Annotated in this window: 7 protein-coding genes; 2 read left to right on the forward strand and 5 right to left on the reverse strand. The window is 69.6% G+C overall.

Annotated elements, in window-relative coordinates:
* Window positions 1–301 precede the first annotated feature (301 nt).
* On the forward strand, window positions 302–649 hold the full coding sequence (locus ALA01S_RS26510; protein WP_157119295.1) for a hypothetical protein: 348 nt from the start codon (window positions 302–304) through the stop codon (window positions 647–649).
* Window positions 650–748: 99 nt separating this feature from the next.
* Here the strand turns inward: ALA01S_RS26510 and ALA01S_RS26515 are convergent, their stop codons facing one another.
* The 5 genes from ALA01S_RS26515 to ALA01S_RS26535 all read right to left on the reverse strand — a co-directional run bounded on the left by ALA01S_RS26515 (window position 749) and on the right by ALA01S_RS26535 (window position 9,904).
* Window positions 749–4,402 carry a hydantoinase B/oxoprolinase family protein gene (locus tag ALA01S_RS26515; protein ID WP_066342304.1) on the reverse strand — a complete coding sequence of 1,218 codons (3,654 nt, stop codon included), beginning with the start codon at window positions 4,400–4,402 and terminating at the stop codon, window positions 749–751.
* A gap of 83 nt (window positions 4,403–4,485) precedes the next feature.
* The gene (locus ALA01S_RS26520) at window positions 4,486–5,820 is read right to left on the reverse strand and encodes an MFS transporter (RefSeq protein WP_084267978.1); all 1,335 of its coding nucleotides are present in this window, start codon (window positions 5,818–5,820) and stop codon (window positions 4,486–4,488) included.
* 1 nt (window position 5,821) lies between these two features.
* Window positions 5,822–6,664, reverse strand: coding sequence for a putative hydro-lyase (locus ALA01S_RS26525; RefSeq protein ID WP_066342305.1), 843 nt, complete (start codon window positions 6,662–6,664; stop codon window positions 5,822–5,824).
* A 269-nt stretch (window positions 6,665–6,933) separates the two neighbouring features.
* Window positions 6,934–7,824 (reverse strand): LysR family transcriptional regulator, encoded by an 891-nt coding sequence (locus ALA01S_RS26530; RefSeq protein ID WP_066342306.1) that lies wholly within the window; start codon window positions 7,822–7,824, stop codon window positions 6,934–6,936.
* 4 nt (window positions 7,825–7,828) lie between these two features.
* Window positions 7,829–9,904 carry a site-specific integrase gene (locus tag ALA01S_RS26535; protein WP_066342307.1) on the reverse strand — a complete coding sequence of 692 codons (2,076 nt, stop codon included), beginning with the start codon at window positions 9,902–9,904 and terminating at the stop codon, window positions 7,829–7,831.
* Window positions 9,905–10,189: 285 nt separating this feature from the next.
* On the opposite strand from ALA01S_RS26535, the gene ALA01S_RS33525 reads away from it, so the two are divergent.
* Window positions 10,190–17,491: calcium-binding protein (locus ALA01S_RS33525; RefSeq protein WP_169806019.1), on the forward strand; the 7,302-nt coding region annotated here is incomplete at its 3' end.

Consider the following 17,491-nt stretch of genomic DNA (forward strand, 5'->3'; position numbering starts at 1 on the left):
CTAGGGTGTTAGACCGTCTAACACCCCTCGCTGTGCGCGCCTCCCAGCGGCGTCCCGTCCCGCCTCAAAGCAGCTGCGAGTCGGTCACGCCCTTTACAAACGAAGTAAGCGCCGGCTTCCCGCTGTCGCTGCCATCAGGGGTGTTAGACCGTCTAACACCCCCCACGCCACTCCTGCTGCCACGGCCTGCCGGCGCTTTGGAACACAGGTAAACACATAGATCACAGTGCGTAAAAACCTCAACGCGGGCCCAATGCTGCACTGCACAATGGCTTCCTCTCTCGTGGACGGGAAGGCAGGCATGAACACCCTCAGGGCGTTGGCACTGATCAAGCGGGCTGTGGAGCTGTCCGAAGCGGGCTTTCGCGGCGACCCGTTGGCCGAGGTCTGCCGCTTTGCGTCGGAGCAGGAGCGGCAGGCGGTGCAGTGCATCGTGCAGTCGCGCCCGGCGCTCTTTGGCCACAAGCCGACATCGCAGGAAATCATGGCCGCGTTGCGCGACATGGTGCTCGGCGAGGCGACGCGGCAGGACTCCGCCGCCGGCGTGCACCGCCTGGCCGCCCTGCAGACGCCGCACGAACGCCTGGCGCCGGATCGCAGCATCGAGCCCCACGGCAGCCGCCACCATGCGCGCGGCCACCGCAGTTGAATCCTTCTCCCCAATGAAGAAGCGGCCCGCAGGCCGCTTTTGCCTTTCAGTGCCGCCGCACCCCGGACGGGGCAGGGCGGCCCGCGCGGGGCGGATGCCTCACGCCGGCTCGCCGTAGCCCCCGCCGCCGGGCGTGCAGATGACGAACACGTCCCCCGGCGCCATGGCCACCTGGCCGATGTGGTCCAGGGTTTTGACCCTTCCGTCGGCGCACTCCACGCGGTTCTCGCCCACCGCGCCCGCCTGGCCGCCAGCCATGCCGAAGGCGCCGTGCTGCCGGCCGTTGCTCAGGATGGAGGCCGTCATGGGCGCCAGGAAGCGGATGCGCCGCTCGCCGCCGTCACCTCCGCGCCAGCGCCCGGCGCCGCCCGTGCCGGAGCGCAAAGTAAAACTCTCCAGCCGCACGGGAAAGCGGAACTCCAGCACCTCCGGGTCCGTCAGGCGCGAGTTGGTCATGTGCGTCTGCACCACGCTGGTCCCGTCGAAGCCCGGGCCCGCGCCGCTGCCGCCGGCGATGGTCTCGTAGTACTGCCGCTGCTCGTCGCCGAACGTGAAATTGTTCATGGTGCAGGGGCTGGAGGCCATCACGCCCAGCGCGCCGTACAGCGCGTTGGTGACGCACTGCGACGTCTCCACGTTGCCCGCCACCACCGCCGCCGGGAAGATTGGGTTGAGCATGCAACCTTCCGGGACGACCACCCGCAGCGGCTTCAGGCAGCCGGCGTTCAGCGGGATGGCGTCGTCCACCAGCGTGCGGAACACGTAGAGCACGGCGGCCAGGGTGATGGCCTTGGGCGCGTTGAAGTTGTTGGCCAGTTGGGCGCTGGTGCCGGTGAAATCCACGGTGGCCGAGCGCGAGGCGGCGTCCACGCGCACCGCCACGCGGATGCGCGCGCCGTTGTCCAGCGGCAGGGTGAACTCGCCGTCCTGGAGCGCGGTGATGACGCGGCGCACCGACTCCTCGGCGTTGTCCTGCACGTGGCGCATGTAGGCCGCCACCGTCTCGCGGCCGTACTGCGCCACCATGGCCTGCAGCTCCTGCACGCCCTTTTCGTTGGCCGCGATCTGCGCGCGCAGGTCGGCCAGGTTCTGCGCCGGGTTGCGCGAGGGGTAGTCGCCTGCGCGCAGCAGCGCCAGCAGCTCGGCCTCGCGCAGCACGCCGTTCTCGACCAGCTTGAAGTTGTCGATGAGCACCCCCTCCTCGACGATGGAGCGCGAGAACGGCGGCATGGAGCCCGGCGTGGTGCCGCCCACGTCGGCGTGGTGTCCGCGCGAGGCCACGAAGAAGGCCGGTTTTTCATCCCCCGCCGCCAGGTACACCGGCGTCACCACCGTGATGTCGGGCAGGTGCGTGCCGCCGTGGTAAGGGTCGTTGAGCACATAGACGTCACCCGGGCGCATGCCCGGGTTGCGGGCGATCACGCAGCGGATGGACTCGCTCATGGACCCCAGGTGCACCGGCATGTGCGGCGCGTTGGCGATCAAGTTGCCGCCGGCGTCGAAGAGCGCGCAGGAGAAGTCCAGCCGCTCCTTGATGTTCACGGAGTAGGCCGTGTTCTGCAGCCTCAGGCCCATCTGCTCGGCGATGTTCATGAAGAGGTTGTTGAACACCTCCAGCATCACCGGGTCGGCCTCGGTGCCCACGGCGCGCACGGCGGCGCGCGGGCGTATGCGCCGCAGCTCCAGCCCGCCCTGGGCGGTGAGCTGCGCCTGCCAGCCGGCGTCCACCACGGTGGTGGCGTTCTTCTCGGCGATGACGGCCGGGCCCGCGATGGTGGCGCCGGGAGCAAGCGACTCGCGCACGTGCAGCGCGGCGTCGTGCCAGCCCGCGGGCGACTCGTCGGCCAGGCAGTACATGCGCACGCGCGCCTTGGGCGCGGGCTCGTGCGGCTGGGCGGCGGCGCCGGACGCGGCCTCGGCCGGGCGCTCGCCCGCGGCGATGCACTCCACGTTCACCGACTCCACCACCAGCCCGCGCCCGGGCATGAGGAAGGCGTAGCGCTGCCGGTAGGCCGACTCGAACGCCTCGCGCACGGCGGCTTGGGCCGCGGCGGCGTCGGTGCCGGCGGGCAGCAGGCAGGGCAGGGCAGTGTCCGTGCCCTCGTAGCGCACCTGCAGCCGCGCCACGGCCTGCACCGCGGCGGCGGCCACGCCCTGCGCGGCCAGCTCGCCCGCGGCCTCGTCGGCCAGCCGCGCGGCCAGGGCGCGCGCCCTGGCCAGGCCCGCGGCGTCCAGCGGCAGCTCCAGCGAGGCCTCGCGCAGCGCGATCTGGTCGGCCAGCCCCATGCCGTAGGCGCTGAGCACGCCGGCAAAGGGGTGGGCGAGGATGCGCGTCATGCCCAGCGCATCGGCCACCAGGCAGGCGGCCTGGCCGCCCGCGCCGCCGAAGCACTGCAGCGTGTAGGCCGTCACGTCGTAGCCCCGCGCCACCGAGATGCGCTTGATGGCGTTGGCCATGGCGCCCACGGCGATCTGCAGCGCACCCGCGGCGGCCTCCTCGGCCGTGACCGGCTTGCCCGCGGCCTCGGACATGGCCTGCGCCATCTCCGTGAAGCGCTGCTCCACCACGGCGCGGTCCAGCGGCTGGCTGGCCGTAGGGCCGAAGACGTGCGGGAAGAAGTCCGGCTGGACGCGGCCCAACAGGACGTTGGCGTCCGTCGTGGCCAGCGGGCCGCCGCGGCGGTAGCTGGCCGGGCCGGGGTTGGCGCCGGCGGACTCCGGGCCCACGCGCAGCCGCGCGCCGTCGAAGCGGATCACGGAGCCCCCGCCCGCCGCCACGGTGTGGATGCTCATCATGGGCGCGCGCATGCGCACGCCGGCCACCTCGGTGTCGAAGGCGCGCTCGAACTCGCCGGCGAAGTGCGACACGTCGGTGCTGGTGCCGCCCATGTCGAAGCCGATCACCTTGCCGTGCCCGGCCGCCAGCGCCGTGCGCACCATGCCCACGATGCCGCCCGCGGGGCCGGAGAGGATGGCGTCCTTGCCCTGGAAGCGGCGGGCCTCGGTGAGGCCGCCGGAGCTCTGCATGAAGAACAGGCGCACCCCCGGCATCTGCGACGCCACCTGCTCCACGTAGCGGCGCAGGATGGGCGACAGGTAGGCATCCACCACCGTGGTGTCCCCGCGCGGCACGTATTTCATGAGCGGGCTGACCTCGTGCGAGACCGACACCTGCGTGAAGCCGACCGAGCGCGCCAGCGCCTTGGCCGCCAGCTCGTGCGCCGGGGCGCGGTAGCCGTGCAGGAAGACGATGGCGCAGGCGCGCAGCCCGGCGTCGAAAGCCTCCTGGAGCTGCGCGCGCAGCGCGGCCTCGTCCAGCGGCGTGACCACCTGGCCCTGCGCGTCCACGCGCTCCTCGGCCTCGATGACGCGCTCGTACAGCAGCTCCGGCAGCACGACGTGGCGGTCAAAGAGGCGCGGCCGCGCCTGGGTGGCGATGCGCAGCGCGTCGCGAAAGCCCCGCGTGGTCACCAGCAGCGTGCGGTCGCCCTTGCGCTCCAGCAGCGCGTTGGTGGCCACGGTGGTGCCCATCTTCACGCACTCCACGCGCTCGGCCGTGATGGTCTGGCCGGGCTGCAGGCCCAGCAGGCGGCGTATGCCCTCGACCGCGGCGTCGCGGTACTGCTCGGGGTTCTCGGACAGGAGCTTGAGCGTGTGCAGCGTGCCGTCGGGGGCGCGGCCCACCAGGTCCGTGAAGGTGCCGCCGCGGTCTATCCAGAACTGCCAGCGGTCGGGGGTGTGCTTGTTTTCCATGGAAGGGCTCATGAAGGTGGAGGCCTGGGAAGGCGTGGAGGCGGGCGTGGGGACAGGCGAGGGGGCGGCTGTGGCGCGCCGCGTCATGGCGCCGCGTCCGCATCGGCGGACAGCTCTCGCCCGCGGGTCTCGGGCAACACCAGCGCGGCGACGATCACCACCGCGTAGCAGGCCGCGCCCACCCAGCCGATGGTCTGGCCCAGGGGATAGCTGCTGCTGAGCTCACCGATCAGCGCCGGGCAGGCGGCACCGATGGCGCGGCCGAAGTTGTAGGTGAACCCCTGGCCGGAGCCGCGCACGTCGCTGGGGAACAGCTCCGACAGGAAGGCGCCCATGCCGGAAAAGATGCCGGAGAGGAAGAAGCCCAGCGGGAAACCCAGCAGCAGCATCAGCGAGTCCGTCACCGGGATCTGCGTGTAGCTCAGCACCAGCACGATGCCCATGGCCGCGAACAGCATGAAGCAGCGCCGGCGGCCGATGGCGTCGGACAGCCACGCGCTGGTGAGGTAGCCCGCGAAGGAGCCGCCGATGAGCACCAGCAGGTACGTGGAGGTGCCCAGCACCGAGAGATGGCGCTCGGTCTTGAGGAAGGTGGGCAGCCAGGTGGTGACGGAGTAATAAGCGCCCTGCATGCCCGCGGCCAGCAGGCTGGCCAGCACGGTGGTGCGCAGCAGCGAGGGGTGGAAGATGCGCAGGAAGTTGCTCTTCTGGCCCGTCTCGCGCAGGCGCGCCTGGGCCGCGACGTAGACCGCCGGCTCCTTGACGTTGCGGCGCACGTACAGCGTGAGCAGCGCGGGCAGGATGCCTATCCAGAACAGCACCTTCCAGGCGGTTTCCGGCGGCAGCACCGAGTACATGCCCCAGAAGGCCAGGGCCGACGCGGCCCAGCCCACGGCCCAGCTGCTTTGCACCAGGCCCACGGCGCGGCCGCGGTGGCGCGCGGCGATGGTCTCGGCGATCAGCACCGAGCCCACGGCCCACTCGCCGCCCATGCCGAAGCCCTGCATGGCGCGTGTGAAGAACAGCTGCTCCGGCGAGGTGGTGAAGCCGCTGAGGAAGGTGAACGCGGCGAACCACAGCACCGTCCACTGCAGCACGCGCACGCGGCCATGGCGGTCGGCCAGCACGCCCGCGAGCCAGCCGCCCACGGCCGAGGTCAGCAGCGCGCCGGTGGCGATGTAGCCCGCCTGCGCCTTGCTCATGCTCCACGCGGCGATCAGCGTGGGGATGAGGAAGGTGTAGATCATGTAGTCGAAGCCATCGACCGCGTAGCCGGCAAAGGCGGCCGTGAGCGTGCGCCGCTCGGCGGGGCTGGTGTGCTGGAGCCAGAGGCCTTTGTCGGCGTTGGCGGCAGCGGGGGAGGGCGGCTGCTGGGCGGCGGCGTGGCCGGCCAGGTGCTCGGAAGGGGAAGTGTTCATCTCAGGCCCTGTCGAGTTCGCGGTTGAGACGGTCCGTGACCAGCATGTGGCCCGGGGCGTGGGTGATGCAGAAGGCCGGGCGGGCCGCGGCGATGGCGGCCTGCGGCGTCACGCCGCAGGCCCAGAACACGGGCAGCTCGTCGGGGGCGACGTCCACCGCGTCGCCGTAGTCGGGGCGGGCGAGGTCGCGGATGCCGATCAGCGCGGGGTCGCCCAGGTGCACGGGCGCACCGTGCACGGCCGGCGTGCGCGAGGTGATCTGCACGGCGCGTATGGCGTCGGCCGCCTTGAGCGGGCGCATGGACACGACCAGGGGCCCGTGGAAGGAGCCGGCGGCGCGCGTGGCGACGTTGGTGCGGTACATGGCCACGTTGCGGCCCTGCTGCACGTGGCGCAGCGGCAGGCCGTCGGCCAGCAGCGCGTGCTCGAAGGAGAAGGAGCACCCGAGGACGAAGCTCACCAGGTCGCCGCGCCAGATCTCGCGCAGGTCGGTGGGCTCATCGACCAGCTCGCCGTGGCGCCAGACTCGGTAGCGCGGCACGTCGCTGCGCAGGTCCAGGTCGGCGCCCAGCTCCGGCAGCCGGAAGTCGCCCGGCTCCGACACCGCCAGCAGCGGGCACGGCTTGGGGTTGCGCTGGCAAAAGCGCAGGAAGTCATTGGCCAGGTCCGCCGGCAGGATGGCGACGTTGCCCTGCACGTACTCGGCGGCCAGGCCGCTGGTGTGCGTGGCCAGGCGTCCGCCGCGCGCGGCCAGGCGCACGTCCAGGCCGCTGGAGGTGGCCGAGAGATTCGAAGCCGCGGCGTGGGCTTCGAGGCTGTTGGGGAATCGGGTGCTGCTGCTCATCGGTCTCCTCCGTAAGGCGGCTGCCTTGGGCCGCTGCTGTGGCGATGGGGCGGATTCTGGAAATTGCGCTCCAACGCATCCAACGAGAAATTTCTGAGTGGAGTCATCGAAATTTCTTGTGAACGAGGGCGGTGCGCCCCTCGGCGGGGCGACAGCGCGGACGCGGCGCGGGCAAACCACTAGGGCCGCAAAGGGCCGCGGAGAGACGAAAAAAAAGCCCGCGCTGGCGGGCTTTCGGCGGCACCTGGGCGGTGCGCGGCGCGGCGGCGTCAGGCCGCGGGCGGGTTGCGGGCCAGGTAGTCCAGGGCGGAGGCCAGCACCGATTCCGTGAGCGTGGAGGTGGGGTCTTCGCGGTAGCTGGCGTGTATGGGCAGCGGGGCGAGCTGGAACTCGGTGGCGAGCTGGCGCAGCGGGACGCGGCGGGCCAGTTGCGCGGCGGCGGCCTGGGGCAGCGTGGCGATGCCGAAGCCCCCTTCCACGAGCTGCACCATGGCCGAGATGGAGGAGATGGCGTGCATGCGCGGCAGCGGCACGCCGTGCTGCTGGAACAGCTCCAGCACGGACTGGTGGGGCTGCGAGCCGCGCTGGAAGGTCAGCAGCTCGATGCAGGAGAGGTCCAGCAGGCTGTAGCGCGCGCGGGTGTGGTGCTGGGCGTGGCCGGCGAAGACCATGGGCATGGGCGGCAGGGCGCGGGTGCGCACCGAGGCGTCCATGGCCGGCAGCGCGGCGAAGACGAGGTCCTGCGCGCCGCGGCGCACCTGGTCGGCCAGCACGGGCGAGGTTTCCACCGTGAGCTCCAGCTCGAACTCCGGCTGCGAGGCGCGCATCTCCTGCAGCCAGCTCGTGAGCCAGGTGTGGACGACCGATTCGATGGCCCCGATGCGCAGCGCCATGGGCCGCCCAACGCTGCTGCCCATTTCCTCCTTCACCTGGCGCTGCACCTCCAGCAGCCGCTGCGCCAGCACGTGGAAGCGCTGCCCCGCCACGGTGAGGCGGAACTGCTTGTCGCGCCGGTCCACCAGCACCACGCCCAGCTCCTCCTCCAGCGCCGCGATGCGCGCCGACAGCGCCGACTGCGTGATGTGCAGCTTCTCGGCCGCGCGCGTCACGCTCTTGAGCGAGACGGCCCAATGGAAGGCTTCGACGAAACGCAGGTTCACGGCCTCACCCCAACTGCTTCCACAGCTTCTTCATTTCCTTGGCCACGCGGTGCGACTCGGCGTGCACGTACTGCGAGGTGGTGGTGAGGCTGGCGTGGCCCAGCAGCGCGCCCACCACGTCCAGCGGCACGCCGGCGGCCACGGCCGTGCTGGCGCTGGTGTGGCGCAGCCAGTGCGCCGAGGCCAGGCGCAGCCGCTGCGCGCCCAGCTTGTCCCGGGCTTCCAGGCGCTGCGCCACGCGCTCGAAGAGGCGCTGCAGATCGTGGTGGATGGTTTGCGGCCGCACCCCGTCGCCTCGCGCCACGGGCGTGCCGTCGGCCAGCGTCGTCATCGTCTGCACGGTGCCCGTGGCGTCCACCACGTCCATGCGCCCGGCGCTGGGCAGCTTCACGAACAGGTCGTCCACCTTGCCTATGAGGTAAGTACCTGGCGGCACGTCCTCCAGCGCGGCGGGCAGGCCGCGCGCGGCCAGGTACTCGCCCAGGGCCTGCACCAGGTCGTCCGGCAGCGGCACCTCGCGGTACTTGTTGCGCTTGCCCACCACGTGCAGCACCCAGCCGCCGTCGCCCTGCTGGGAGGGGGGAATCCACTCCAGGTGGTCGCGCCGCGCGGCGGCCAGCTCCGAGATGCGCAGCCCCGTGCTCACCAGGATGCGCAGCACCAGCGCCGTGCGGCGGTGCCGCCCGCCGGGCTCCAGCTCGCGCAGCTCCTCCAGCACCGCCTGCAGCGCCGGCGTGGGCAGCGTGCGCGCCAGCACGCGGTTGCGCTTGGCGCGGTCGTGCTCCAGCCCGGTGGTGTCGGCCGCCGTGGTGGAGGCCGCCACGGCGCGCGTGGCCGCGCGCACGCGCACGCCGGCAAAGGGGTTCACGGTGGTGTAGCCGGTGGAGATCAGCCACTCGAACAGCCCGTGCAGGATCACCAGCGACTGCGTCTGCGACGAGGCTTTCAGCGGCCCCGCGAACGGCCGCCACAGCGGCGCGAAGCGCGGCACGCCCTTGGAGCCTATCCACTGCGAGGCGGGCTGCGGGTCGGCCAGGAAGTCGCGGTAGGCCTGCGCGTCGTCCAGCGTGAGCGAGGTGAGCGCTTTTTTCCGCTGCAGCACGCACCACAGCAGCAGCCGCTCGGCCTCGCGGCGGTAAGAGGCTTGCGTCAGCGCCGAGGACTTGGTGGACAGCCAGGTGTGCACCGCGTCGTAGTCGTTGCGCGCGGCGATGGCGCAGCGCTCCAGCGGCGCGCGGAACGTGCCCGCCTCGCCGCTGAGCTCGCCGGGCACGTGCAGCCGCTCCAGCGGCACCACGGCCAGCTCGCGGCGCACGGCGCCCGCGGTGCCGGCCGCCGTCCCTGCCGCGGCCAGGGCGGCAGTCAAGGCTTGCGCCCCGCCGCCCGCGCGCGCCGCCACCTGCGGCGGCGCGCTGACGGGGCCGAGGTGGGCTTCTATGAAACGGCGCATGCGCTGGCCCTTGCCCTCGCCTATGCCGGGAATGCCGTTCCACCAGCGCCGCGGCACCGAGCGCATGCGGTCCACCAGTTGCGCCACGGTGAAGAGGTCGGCGCGGTGCAGCCGCTCGGCGATGCCGGGGGCGAACCAGGCCGCCAGCGCGGAGGCCGGGGTGAGGTCTTCGCCGAGCACGCCTTCGAGCTCGGTGATGAGCTGCAACTGGCGCTCCACCAGGCGCGCGCGCCGCCGCGCGGCGCGGCGGGCGGCCTCGGCGCCGGGCGCGCGGCCGTATTCGGCTTCATAGAGCGCCAGCAGCTCCTGCTGGGAGTGGAAGTCGGGGTCGAAGCGCTGCGCGAACTCTTCCAGCGAGGGCACGTCCGCGGGCTGGCGTATGAGCGCCGCCTGCCGCGCCAGGGTGGCGGCGCCCTGCAGCCCGGCGCGGCGTGCCGCGGCGGCCAGCTCGTCCAGCGTGCGCTGCAGCCGGTGGCGCGCCACGCGCAGGTCCGTGCTGTCCTCGCCGTCCATGCCGGCCAGGTAGCGCTGGGCGAGCACGCGCAAGTCCAGCCCCTGCAACCAGCCGCGCGCCATGGCCAGGTGGGCGCGGGTGAGGCGGTCACGCAACAAGGAGGTGGGAACGCTCATGGATAGGCAGCCGCTTGGCTGAAGTTTTGATTAGCCAAGATTATGGATGCTTATCTGCAATGGTATTTTTTGGCCACTGGTGATTCAAGCCGCTTTTGAAGAAAGCAGCCTGAGCCAGGCTTCCTTTCAGAGGCTAAGTTGATGTGAAAAATGTGTCTGAAGTAAAAAATGCTTGACAATTGACGTTTAGGTTTTGTGGTGCATTGCCTGTCCGAGGCGGCATTCAGCATGTCAAGCAGCGGCCCGCGATCCTCAGCGGCCTCCCACTTTCAAATTCAAACGCTTATGTCCTCTTACGTCTTCACCGAGATTGCCAACGGCACGCTGGAAGGATTCGACCCCCAGGCGGATCAACTGGTCCTGCCGACGGGGTGCACCGCTGCCTCGCTTTCCATTGAAGCGGCGGGCGGCGACACGCTGCTGTCTTTCGGCGGCGACGTGGTGCGGCTGGCCGGCATACAGCCTGCCGACCTCAGCGGCAATCCTCTGATGTTTGAAGATGGATCGTTCTTCTGGCAGGGCGATGCGGACGCCAACTGGCAGTACGGCTCGTATGGCAGCGACCAGATGGACGGCGGTGACGGGGACGACGCCCTGTATGACTACGGTTACGGCAGCGACGTGCTGCGCGGCGGCCCGGGCAACGACATCCTGAACGGCGGGCAGGGCGACGACACGCTGGACGGCGGTGCCGGCAACGACCATCTCAACGGTACGTGGGGGAACAACGTCTACCTGTTTGGCTACGGCGATGGCCAGGACACCATCACCTATGACGGGTCCGGATACGGATACAACAACCCGCTCACCAGGCTGCAGTTCAAGCCGGGCGTGGCGGCGGCGGACGTCACCGTAAGCCGCGAAGGGAGCTCGCTGGTGTTGCAGTTGGCGGGCAGCGAAGACCGCGTCACGATCGAGAACTTCCTGTTCGGCGAAGACAGCTCCAACGCCTACAACCCGGTTCGCGAGATCCGCTTCGATGACGGTACCGCCTGGAGCCTGGCGGACATGGAAGCCAAGCTGATCGCCGAGCCGACGCCGCAGGCCGACACCATCACCGGCTCCACTGGTGCCGACCAGATCGATGCGCTGGATGGAGCGGATTGGGTGTCCGGCCGCGCCGGGAACGACACGCTGGAGGGCAACGGCGGCAACGACACGCTGCTGGGCGGTGCAGACGACGACATGCTCAGCGGCGGCATGGACAACGACAGCCTCTCGGGTGACGACGGCAACGACACCCTGGACGGCGGCGCCGGCAACGACACGCTGCGGGGCGGCGATGGCGACGACGTGGTGCTCTTCGGCCGCGGCGACGGGCAGGATGTACTGCCCATGCAGGAGTGGTGGAGGGCCGATCTCAACACGCTGCAGTTCAAGCCGGGCGTGACGCCCGCCGACGTGCTGCTCAGCCGCGACGGCAGCTCGCTGGTGATCCGCCTGGCCGACAGCACGGACCGCATCGAGGTGCAGGGCTTCCTCTACAACAGCGACGCCACCAGCGGGGCCAACCCGCTGCAGCGCATCGTGTTCGACGACGGCACGATCTGGAATCTCGCCGACATCGAGGCCAAGGTGCTCCCGCCGTTCACCGAGGGCTCCGACTTCATGGACCTGACCAGCGGCGCGGACAACGTGGACGCGTTGGGCGGTGACGACCGGGTGGCCGCCCACGGCGGCAACGACACCGTCAACGGCGGCGCGGGCAATGACACCCTGCTGGGCGACGACGGCAACGATCTCCTGCTCGGCGGCTCCGGTGCCGACCAGCTCCTGGGCGGCAACGGCAACGACACCCTGGACGGCGGCGCGGGCAACGACACCGTGCAGGGCAATACGGGCAACAACGTCTACCTGTTCGGTTTCGGAGACGGCCAGGACACCATCAACGAGTACTGGAACTGGGAGCCGGACAGGCTCAACACGCTGCGAATGAAAGCCGGCGTGAACGCGGGCGACGTGTCGCTGGACCTCGATGGCGATGCGCTGGTGATCCGCCTGGCGGGCAGCAACGACAGCGTCACCGTCCAGAGCTTCCTGGCCGGCGACGACACGGGCAACGGGGCCAACCCCGTGCAGCAGATCGTGTTCGATGACGGGACGGTGTGGAGCCTTGCCGACATCGAGGTCCGCATGATGGGCCAGGCGACCGAGGGTGCCGACAAGCTTTCCGGCACGAGTGGCGCCGACGAGATCGGGGCGCTGGGCGGCGCGGACGTCGTCTACGGCCGTGCGGGCGATGACACGGTGCATGGTGGAGAAGGTCAGGACACGCTCCACGGCGGTGCCGGCAATGACGTTCTGGACGGCGGCGCCGGCGACGACAGCCTGCTGGGCGAGGACGGCAACGACACGCTGGATGGCGGCAGCGGCAACGACACGCTCAACGGCGGCTACGGCGAGGACGTCATTCTTTTCGGCCACGGCGACGGCCAGGACACCGTCAGTTTCACCCCATGGGTGGACGGCTGGTACCAGGGCAGCGTGCTGCAGTTGAAGCCGGGCGTGACGGCCGACCAGGTGGTGCTCAGCCGTGATGGCGACGCGCTGGTACTCAGCCTCCAGGGCAGCACCGACCGCCTCACGGTGCAAGGCTTCCTGTACGACAACTATCTGTCCAGCTCCAGCAGTGCCCTGCAGCGCATCGTGTTCGACGACGGCCTGACGTGGAGCGTGGATGACATCGCGGCCCGCATGTTCACCGGCACCGAAGGTGCCGACGTGCTCGTCGGCACCAACGATGACAACACCCTGGACGGACTGGGCGGTGCGGATTCCATCGATGGTGGCTGGGGCAACGACGTGCTGGCCGGCGGCGCGGGCAACGACAGCCTCCTGGGCGCCCAAGGTGACGACACGCTCGAAGGCGGCGCGGGCAATGACGTCATCGACGGTGGCGCCGGCGACGACACCTACGTGTTCGGTTTCGGCGATGGACAGGACACGATTGCCTCGGCCGATAACGGCTACTGGTGGGGGCCGGCCCAGAGCAATACGCTGCAGCTCAAGGAAGGGGTGGCGGCCGAGGACTTGATGTTCAGCCGCGATGGCGACGCACTGGTGGTCCGCCTGGCCGGCGGCGCCGACAGCATCACGGTGCAGGGCTTCTTCTACGGGGACGACCCCGCCAACAGCTTCAATCCGCTGCAGCTCGTCCGCTTCGCCGACGGCTCGTGGTTGAGCGCCGGCGACATCGCCGCCTCAATGGTGCAACTGGACGTCACCGAAGGCGACGACACCGTGATCGGCACGACCGGCGACGACACCATAGACGCCCTGGGTGGCGCGGATATGGTCTATGGCGGCGCGGGCAACGACTCACTGTCCGGGGGCGAAGGCAACGACACGCTCTTCGGCGGCGCAGGGCTCGACACGCTGCTGGGCGACAGCGGCGACGACACCTACGTGGTGGACAACGACGGCGACGTCGTCGTGGAAGACGCGGACGCGGGCGTGGACACCGTGCGCTCCAGCCTCTTCTGGACGCTGGGCGACAACGTCGAAAACCTGGAGCTCACGGGCACAAACTACATCAGCGGCACGGGCAACGAGCTGGCCAACGTCATCACCGGCAGTGCCGGTAACAACAGCATCGACGGGCAGGCGGGCGACGACACGCTGCTGGGCGGCGCGGGCGACGACACGCTGGTGGGCGGTTCCGGCAACGACACACTGCTGGGCGGCGAGGGCAACGACTGGCTCAGCGACTACCAGGGCTCCAACCTGCTCGACGGTGGCGAGGGCGACGATTGGCTGTTTTCGAACTCGGCCACGGGCGAAAGCACCTTGCAAGGCGGGCTGGGCGACGACTACCTGAACGCCTCGGGCCGGACGCTGGTGCTGGATGGTGGCGAGGGTGCGGACAGCCTCTATGCCAGCAACTACGCGGACCACGGGGTGCAGGGTGTAGCCACGCTCAACGGCGGCAGCGGCGACGACTCCCTGCAGGCTGATGCGTTCGCCGATGTGCTGCTGCAAGGTGGCGAAGGCGATGACTCCCTGAGTGCGTCCGGTTCCTGGAGCACGACGCTGCAGGGCGGCGAGGGCGAGGACAAGCTCAATCTCGACTTTGACGGCAACTACTACCTGTTCTCCGGCCCCGGCACGAAGCACGTGTACGTGTTGGACGGCGGCGCGGGCAACGACAGCATCAACGCCAGTGGCTCCGTGTACGCCCTCAAGGACATGGTGGAGGTGACGCTGGAAGGCGGCAGCGGCGACGACAGCCTGACCCTCGGCGGCACCGGCTACATGCCCAACGTTCTTGAGCAAGCCTGGCTCAGCGGTGGCGAGGGCAACGACACGCTCAGCGCCTCGGACGTGCTGGAGCTGAGCCTGAGCGGCGGTGAAGGGCGCGACACCTTCGTGCTGTCGGCGGCCCAGTACGCCACGCTGCTGCAAGGCGCGCGCAATTTCGCCACACAGGAACCGTCGCCGGACAACGGCTGGAACTCGGCGGGTGTGGACGTGCCAGCCCTCGCCACAGAAATCACGGACTTCACCGCCGGCGTCGGTGGCGACGTGCTGGACCTGAGCGATCTGCTGCGCAAGGCCGCGCTGGACTTTGACGGCAGCAACCCGTTTGGCAGCGGCTATGTGCGCCTGGTGCAGTCGGATGCCGACACGCTGGTGCAGTTCGACGCCGACGGCACGGCCGGTACGGACCACGAGCTCGTCACCGTTGCCGTGCTGCGCAACGTCGATGCCACGCAGCTGGTCAGCGCCAATTTCACGCCGAACTGCCCGCCCGACGGCAGCGAAGTGCCGGGCCAACTCGTCAACGGCAGCGATGCAGGCGACGTGCTGGTTGGCGGCTTCGGCAACGACACGTTTGACGGTGGCCTGGGCAACGACTCCATCGATGGACGCGCTGGCAACGACTCCATCCTGGGCGGCGAAGGCAACGACATGTTGGCAGGCGACTTCGGCCACGACACGCTGGACGGCGGCGAAGGCGACGACACGCTGGCGGGCGGCGCCGGCAACGACACGCTGCGGGGCGGCGCAGGCGACGACCAGCTCAGCGACGACCAGGGCTCCAACCTGCTCGACGGTGGCGAGGGCGACGACATGCTGTCTTCAAGTTCGGCCGCGGGCGCGAGCACCTTGCAAGGCGGACTGGGTGACGACCAGCTGAACGCCGTGGGCGGGACGGTGTTGCTGGACGGTGGCGATGGCACGGACCGCCTCTATGCCATCAACAACTTGGCGTACATGGAAGCGCAGGGTGCGGCCACGCTCAGCGGTGGCAGCGGCAACGACTCTTTGCAAGCTGACCAGTTCACCGATGTGCTGCTGCAAGGTGGCCAAGGCGATGACTCCCTAAGGGCCTCCGGTGCCTGGAGCGCAACGCTGCAGGGCGGCGATGGCAACGACAAGCTCAATCTCGGCTTGGACGCCATCTACACCTACGACCACCCTGGAACGAAGCAGGTGTATTCGCTGGATGGCGGCGCGGGCGACGACACCATCGATGCCAGTGGCTACGTCTACAACCTCAAGGGCATGGTGGAGGTGACGCTGGAAGGCGGCAGCGGCAACGACAGCCTGACCTTCGGCTATGGCGGCTATTACTACTATTACTACAGCGCCGCGGAGCAAGCCCGGCTCAGTGGAGGGGAGGGGGACGACACGCTCAACGCCTCTGGCGTGCTGGATCTGAGCCTGAGCGGCGGCGAAGGGCGCGACACCTTCGTGCTGTCATCGGCCCAGTACAGCACGCTGCTGCAGGGATCGCGTGAGTTCGCCACGCAGCAACCGTCGCCGGACAACGGCTGGGATTCGGGGCAGGTGGGCGTGCCGGCCCTCGCCACCGAGATCACGGACTTCACCGCCGGCGCCAATGGCGACGTGCTGGACGTGAACGATCTGCTGCGCAGCGCCGCGCAGGGCTTTGACGGCAGCAACCCGTTTGCCAGGGGTTATCTGCGCTTGGTGCAGTCGGATGCCGACACGTTGGTGCAGTTCGACGCTGACGGCTCGGCCGGCGCAGCCAAGGAGTTCGTCACCATCGCCGTGCTGCGCAACGTCGATTCCACGCAATTGGGCAGCGCCAACTTCACGCCGAGCTACCCGCCCGACGGCAGTGACGTGCCGGGCCAGCTCGTCAACGGTGGTGACGCAGGCGACGTGCTGAGCGGCGGTTTCGGCAACGACACGGTAGACGGCGGCCTGGGCAACGATTCCATCAACGGCTTGGCGGGCAACGACTCGCTGCTGGGCGGTGAGGGCAATGACACGCTGGAGGGCGGCTTCGGCAACGACACGCTGCTGGGCGGAGCGGGCGACGACTGGCTCAGCGACGACCAGGGCTCCAATGTGCTCGACGGCGGCGAGGGCAACGATTGGCTGTCTTCGAACTCGGCCACGGGCGCGAGCACCTTGCAAGGCGGGCTGGGCGACGACTACCTGAACGCCACCGGCCGCACGCTGGTGCTCGACGGTGGCGATGGTGCGGACACCCTGTATGCCAACGACTACGCGGACATGGGGGCGCAGGGCGCGGCCACGCTCAGCGGCGGCAGCGGCAGCGACTTCCTGCAGGCCAACCAGTTCGTCGATGTGCTGCTGCAAGGCGGGGACGGCGACGACACCCTGAGTGCGTCCAGCTCCGCGGGTGTCACGCTGCAAGGTGGCGAGGGCGACGACAAGCTCAATCTCGACTTCAACGCCAGTTACTCCGAGACCAAGCAGGTGTACTTGCTGGAGGGTGGCGCGGGCGACGACAGCATCGGCGCCAGTGGCACCATCTACAACGACGCCGGCTTGATGGAGGTGTCGCTGGAGGGGGGCAGCGGCAACGACAGCCTGACCTTCAGCGGTTACAGCTATGCATATTCATACGACGCCCTTGACCAGGCCCGCCTCAGCGGCGGTGAGGGCAACGACACGCTCAGCGCCTCTGGCGTGCTGGAGCTGAGCCTGAGCGGTGGCGAAGGGCGAGACACCTTCGTGCTGTCGTCGGCCCAGTACAACTTGCTGCGGCAAGGCGCGCACGAGTTCGCCGCGCAACAGCCCTCGCCGGACAACGCTGGGGATTCGGCTGGGGTGAGCGTGCCGGCCCAGGCCACCGAGATCACGGACTTCACCGCCGGCGCCAATGGCGACGTGCTGGACGTGAACGAGCTGCTGCGCAATGCCGCGGTGAACTTCGACGGTGGCAACCCGTTTGACGGCGGCTACCTGCTGCTGGTCCAGCAGGGCGCGGATACGCTGGTGCAGTTCGATGCTGAAGGCCTTACCGGCGCGTTCCGGGAGCTGGTCACCATCGCGGTGCTGCGCAACGTCGATGCCGCGCAGATGAGCAGCGCCAACTTTGAGCCGGCCTTCGAGCCCACCGTCGCCGAGCAGCCTGGCATCAACCACGCGCCTGTCGGCGACGTGAACATTGAAGGCGACGGCCTGCAGGGCCACACGCTGAGTGCCGTTCACGCGCTGTCCGATGCCGATGGCTTGGGTGACCTGGTCTATCAATGGCTGCGTGATGGCGAGGCCATTGCCGGGGCCAACCACGCTGACTACCGCTTGACCCAAGAGGATGTAGGCAAGGCCATATCGGTCCAGGTTTCGTATGTTGACCTGCAAGGC

This window comes from Azohydromonas lata NBRC 102462, from assembly GCF_001571085.1.
GTDB classification, from domain to species: Bacteria; Pseudomonadota; Gammaproteobacteria; order Burkholderiales; family Burkholderiaceae_C; genus Azohydromonas; species Azohydromonas lata.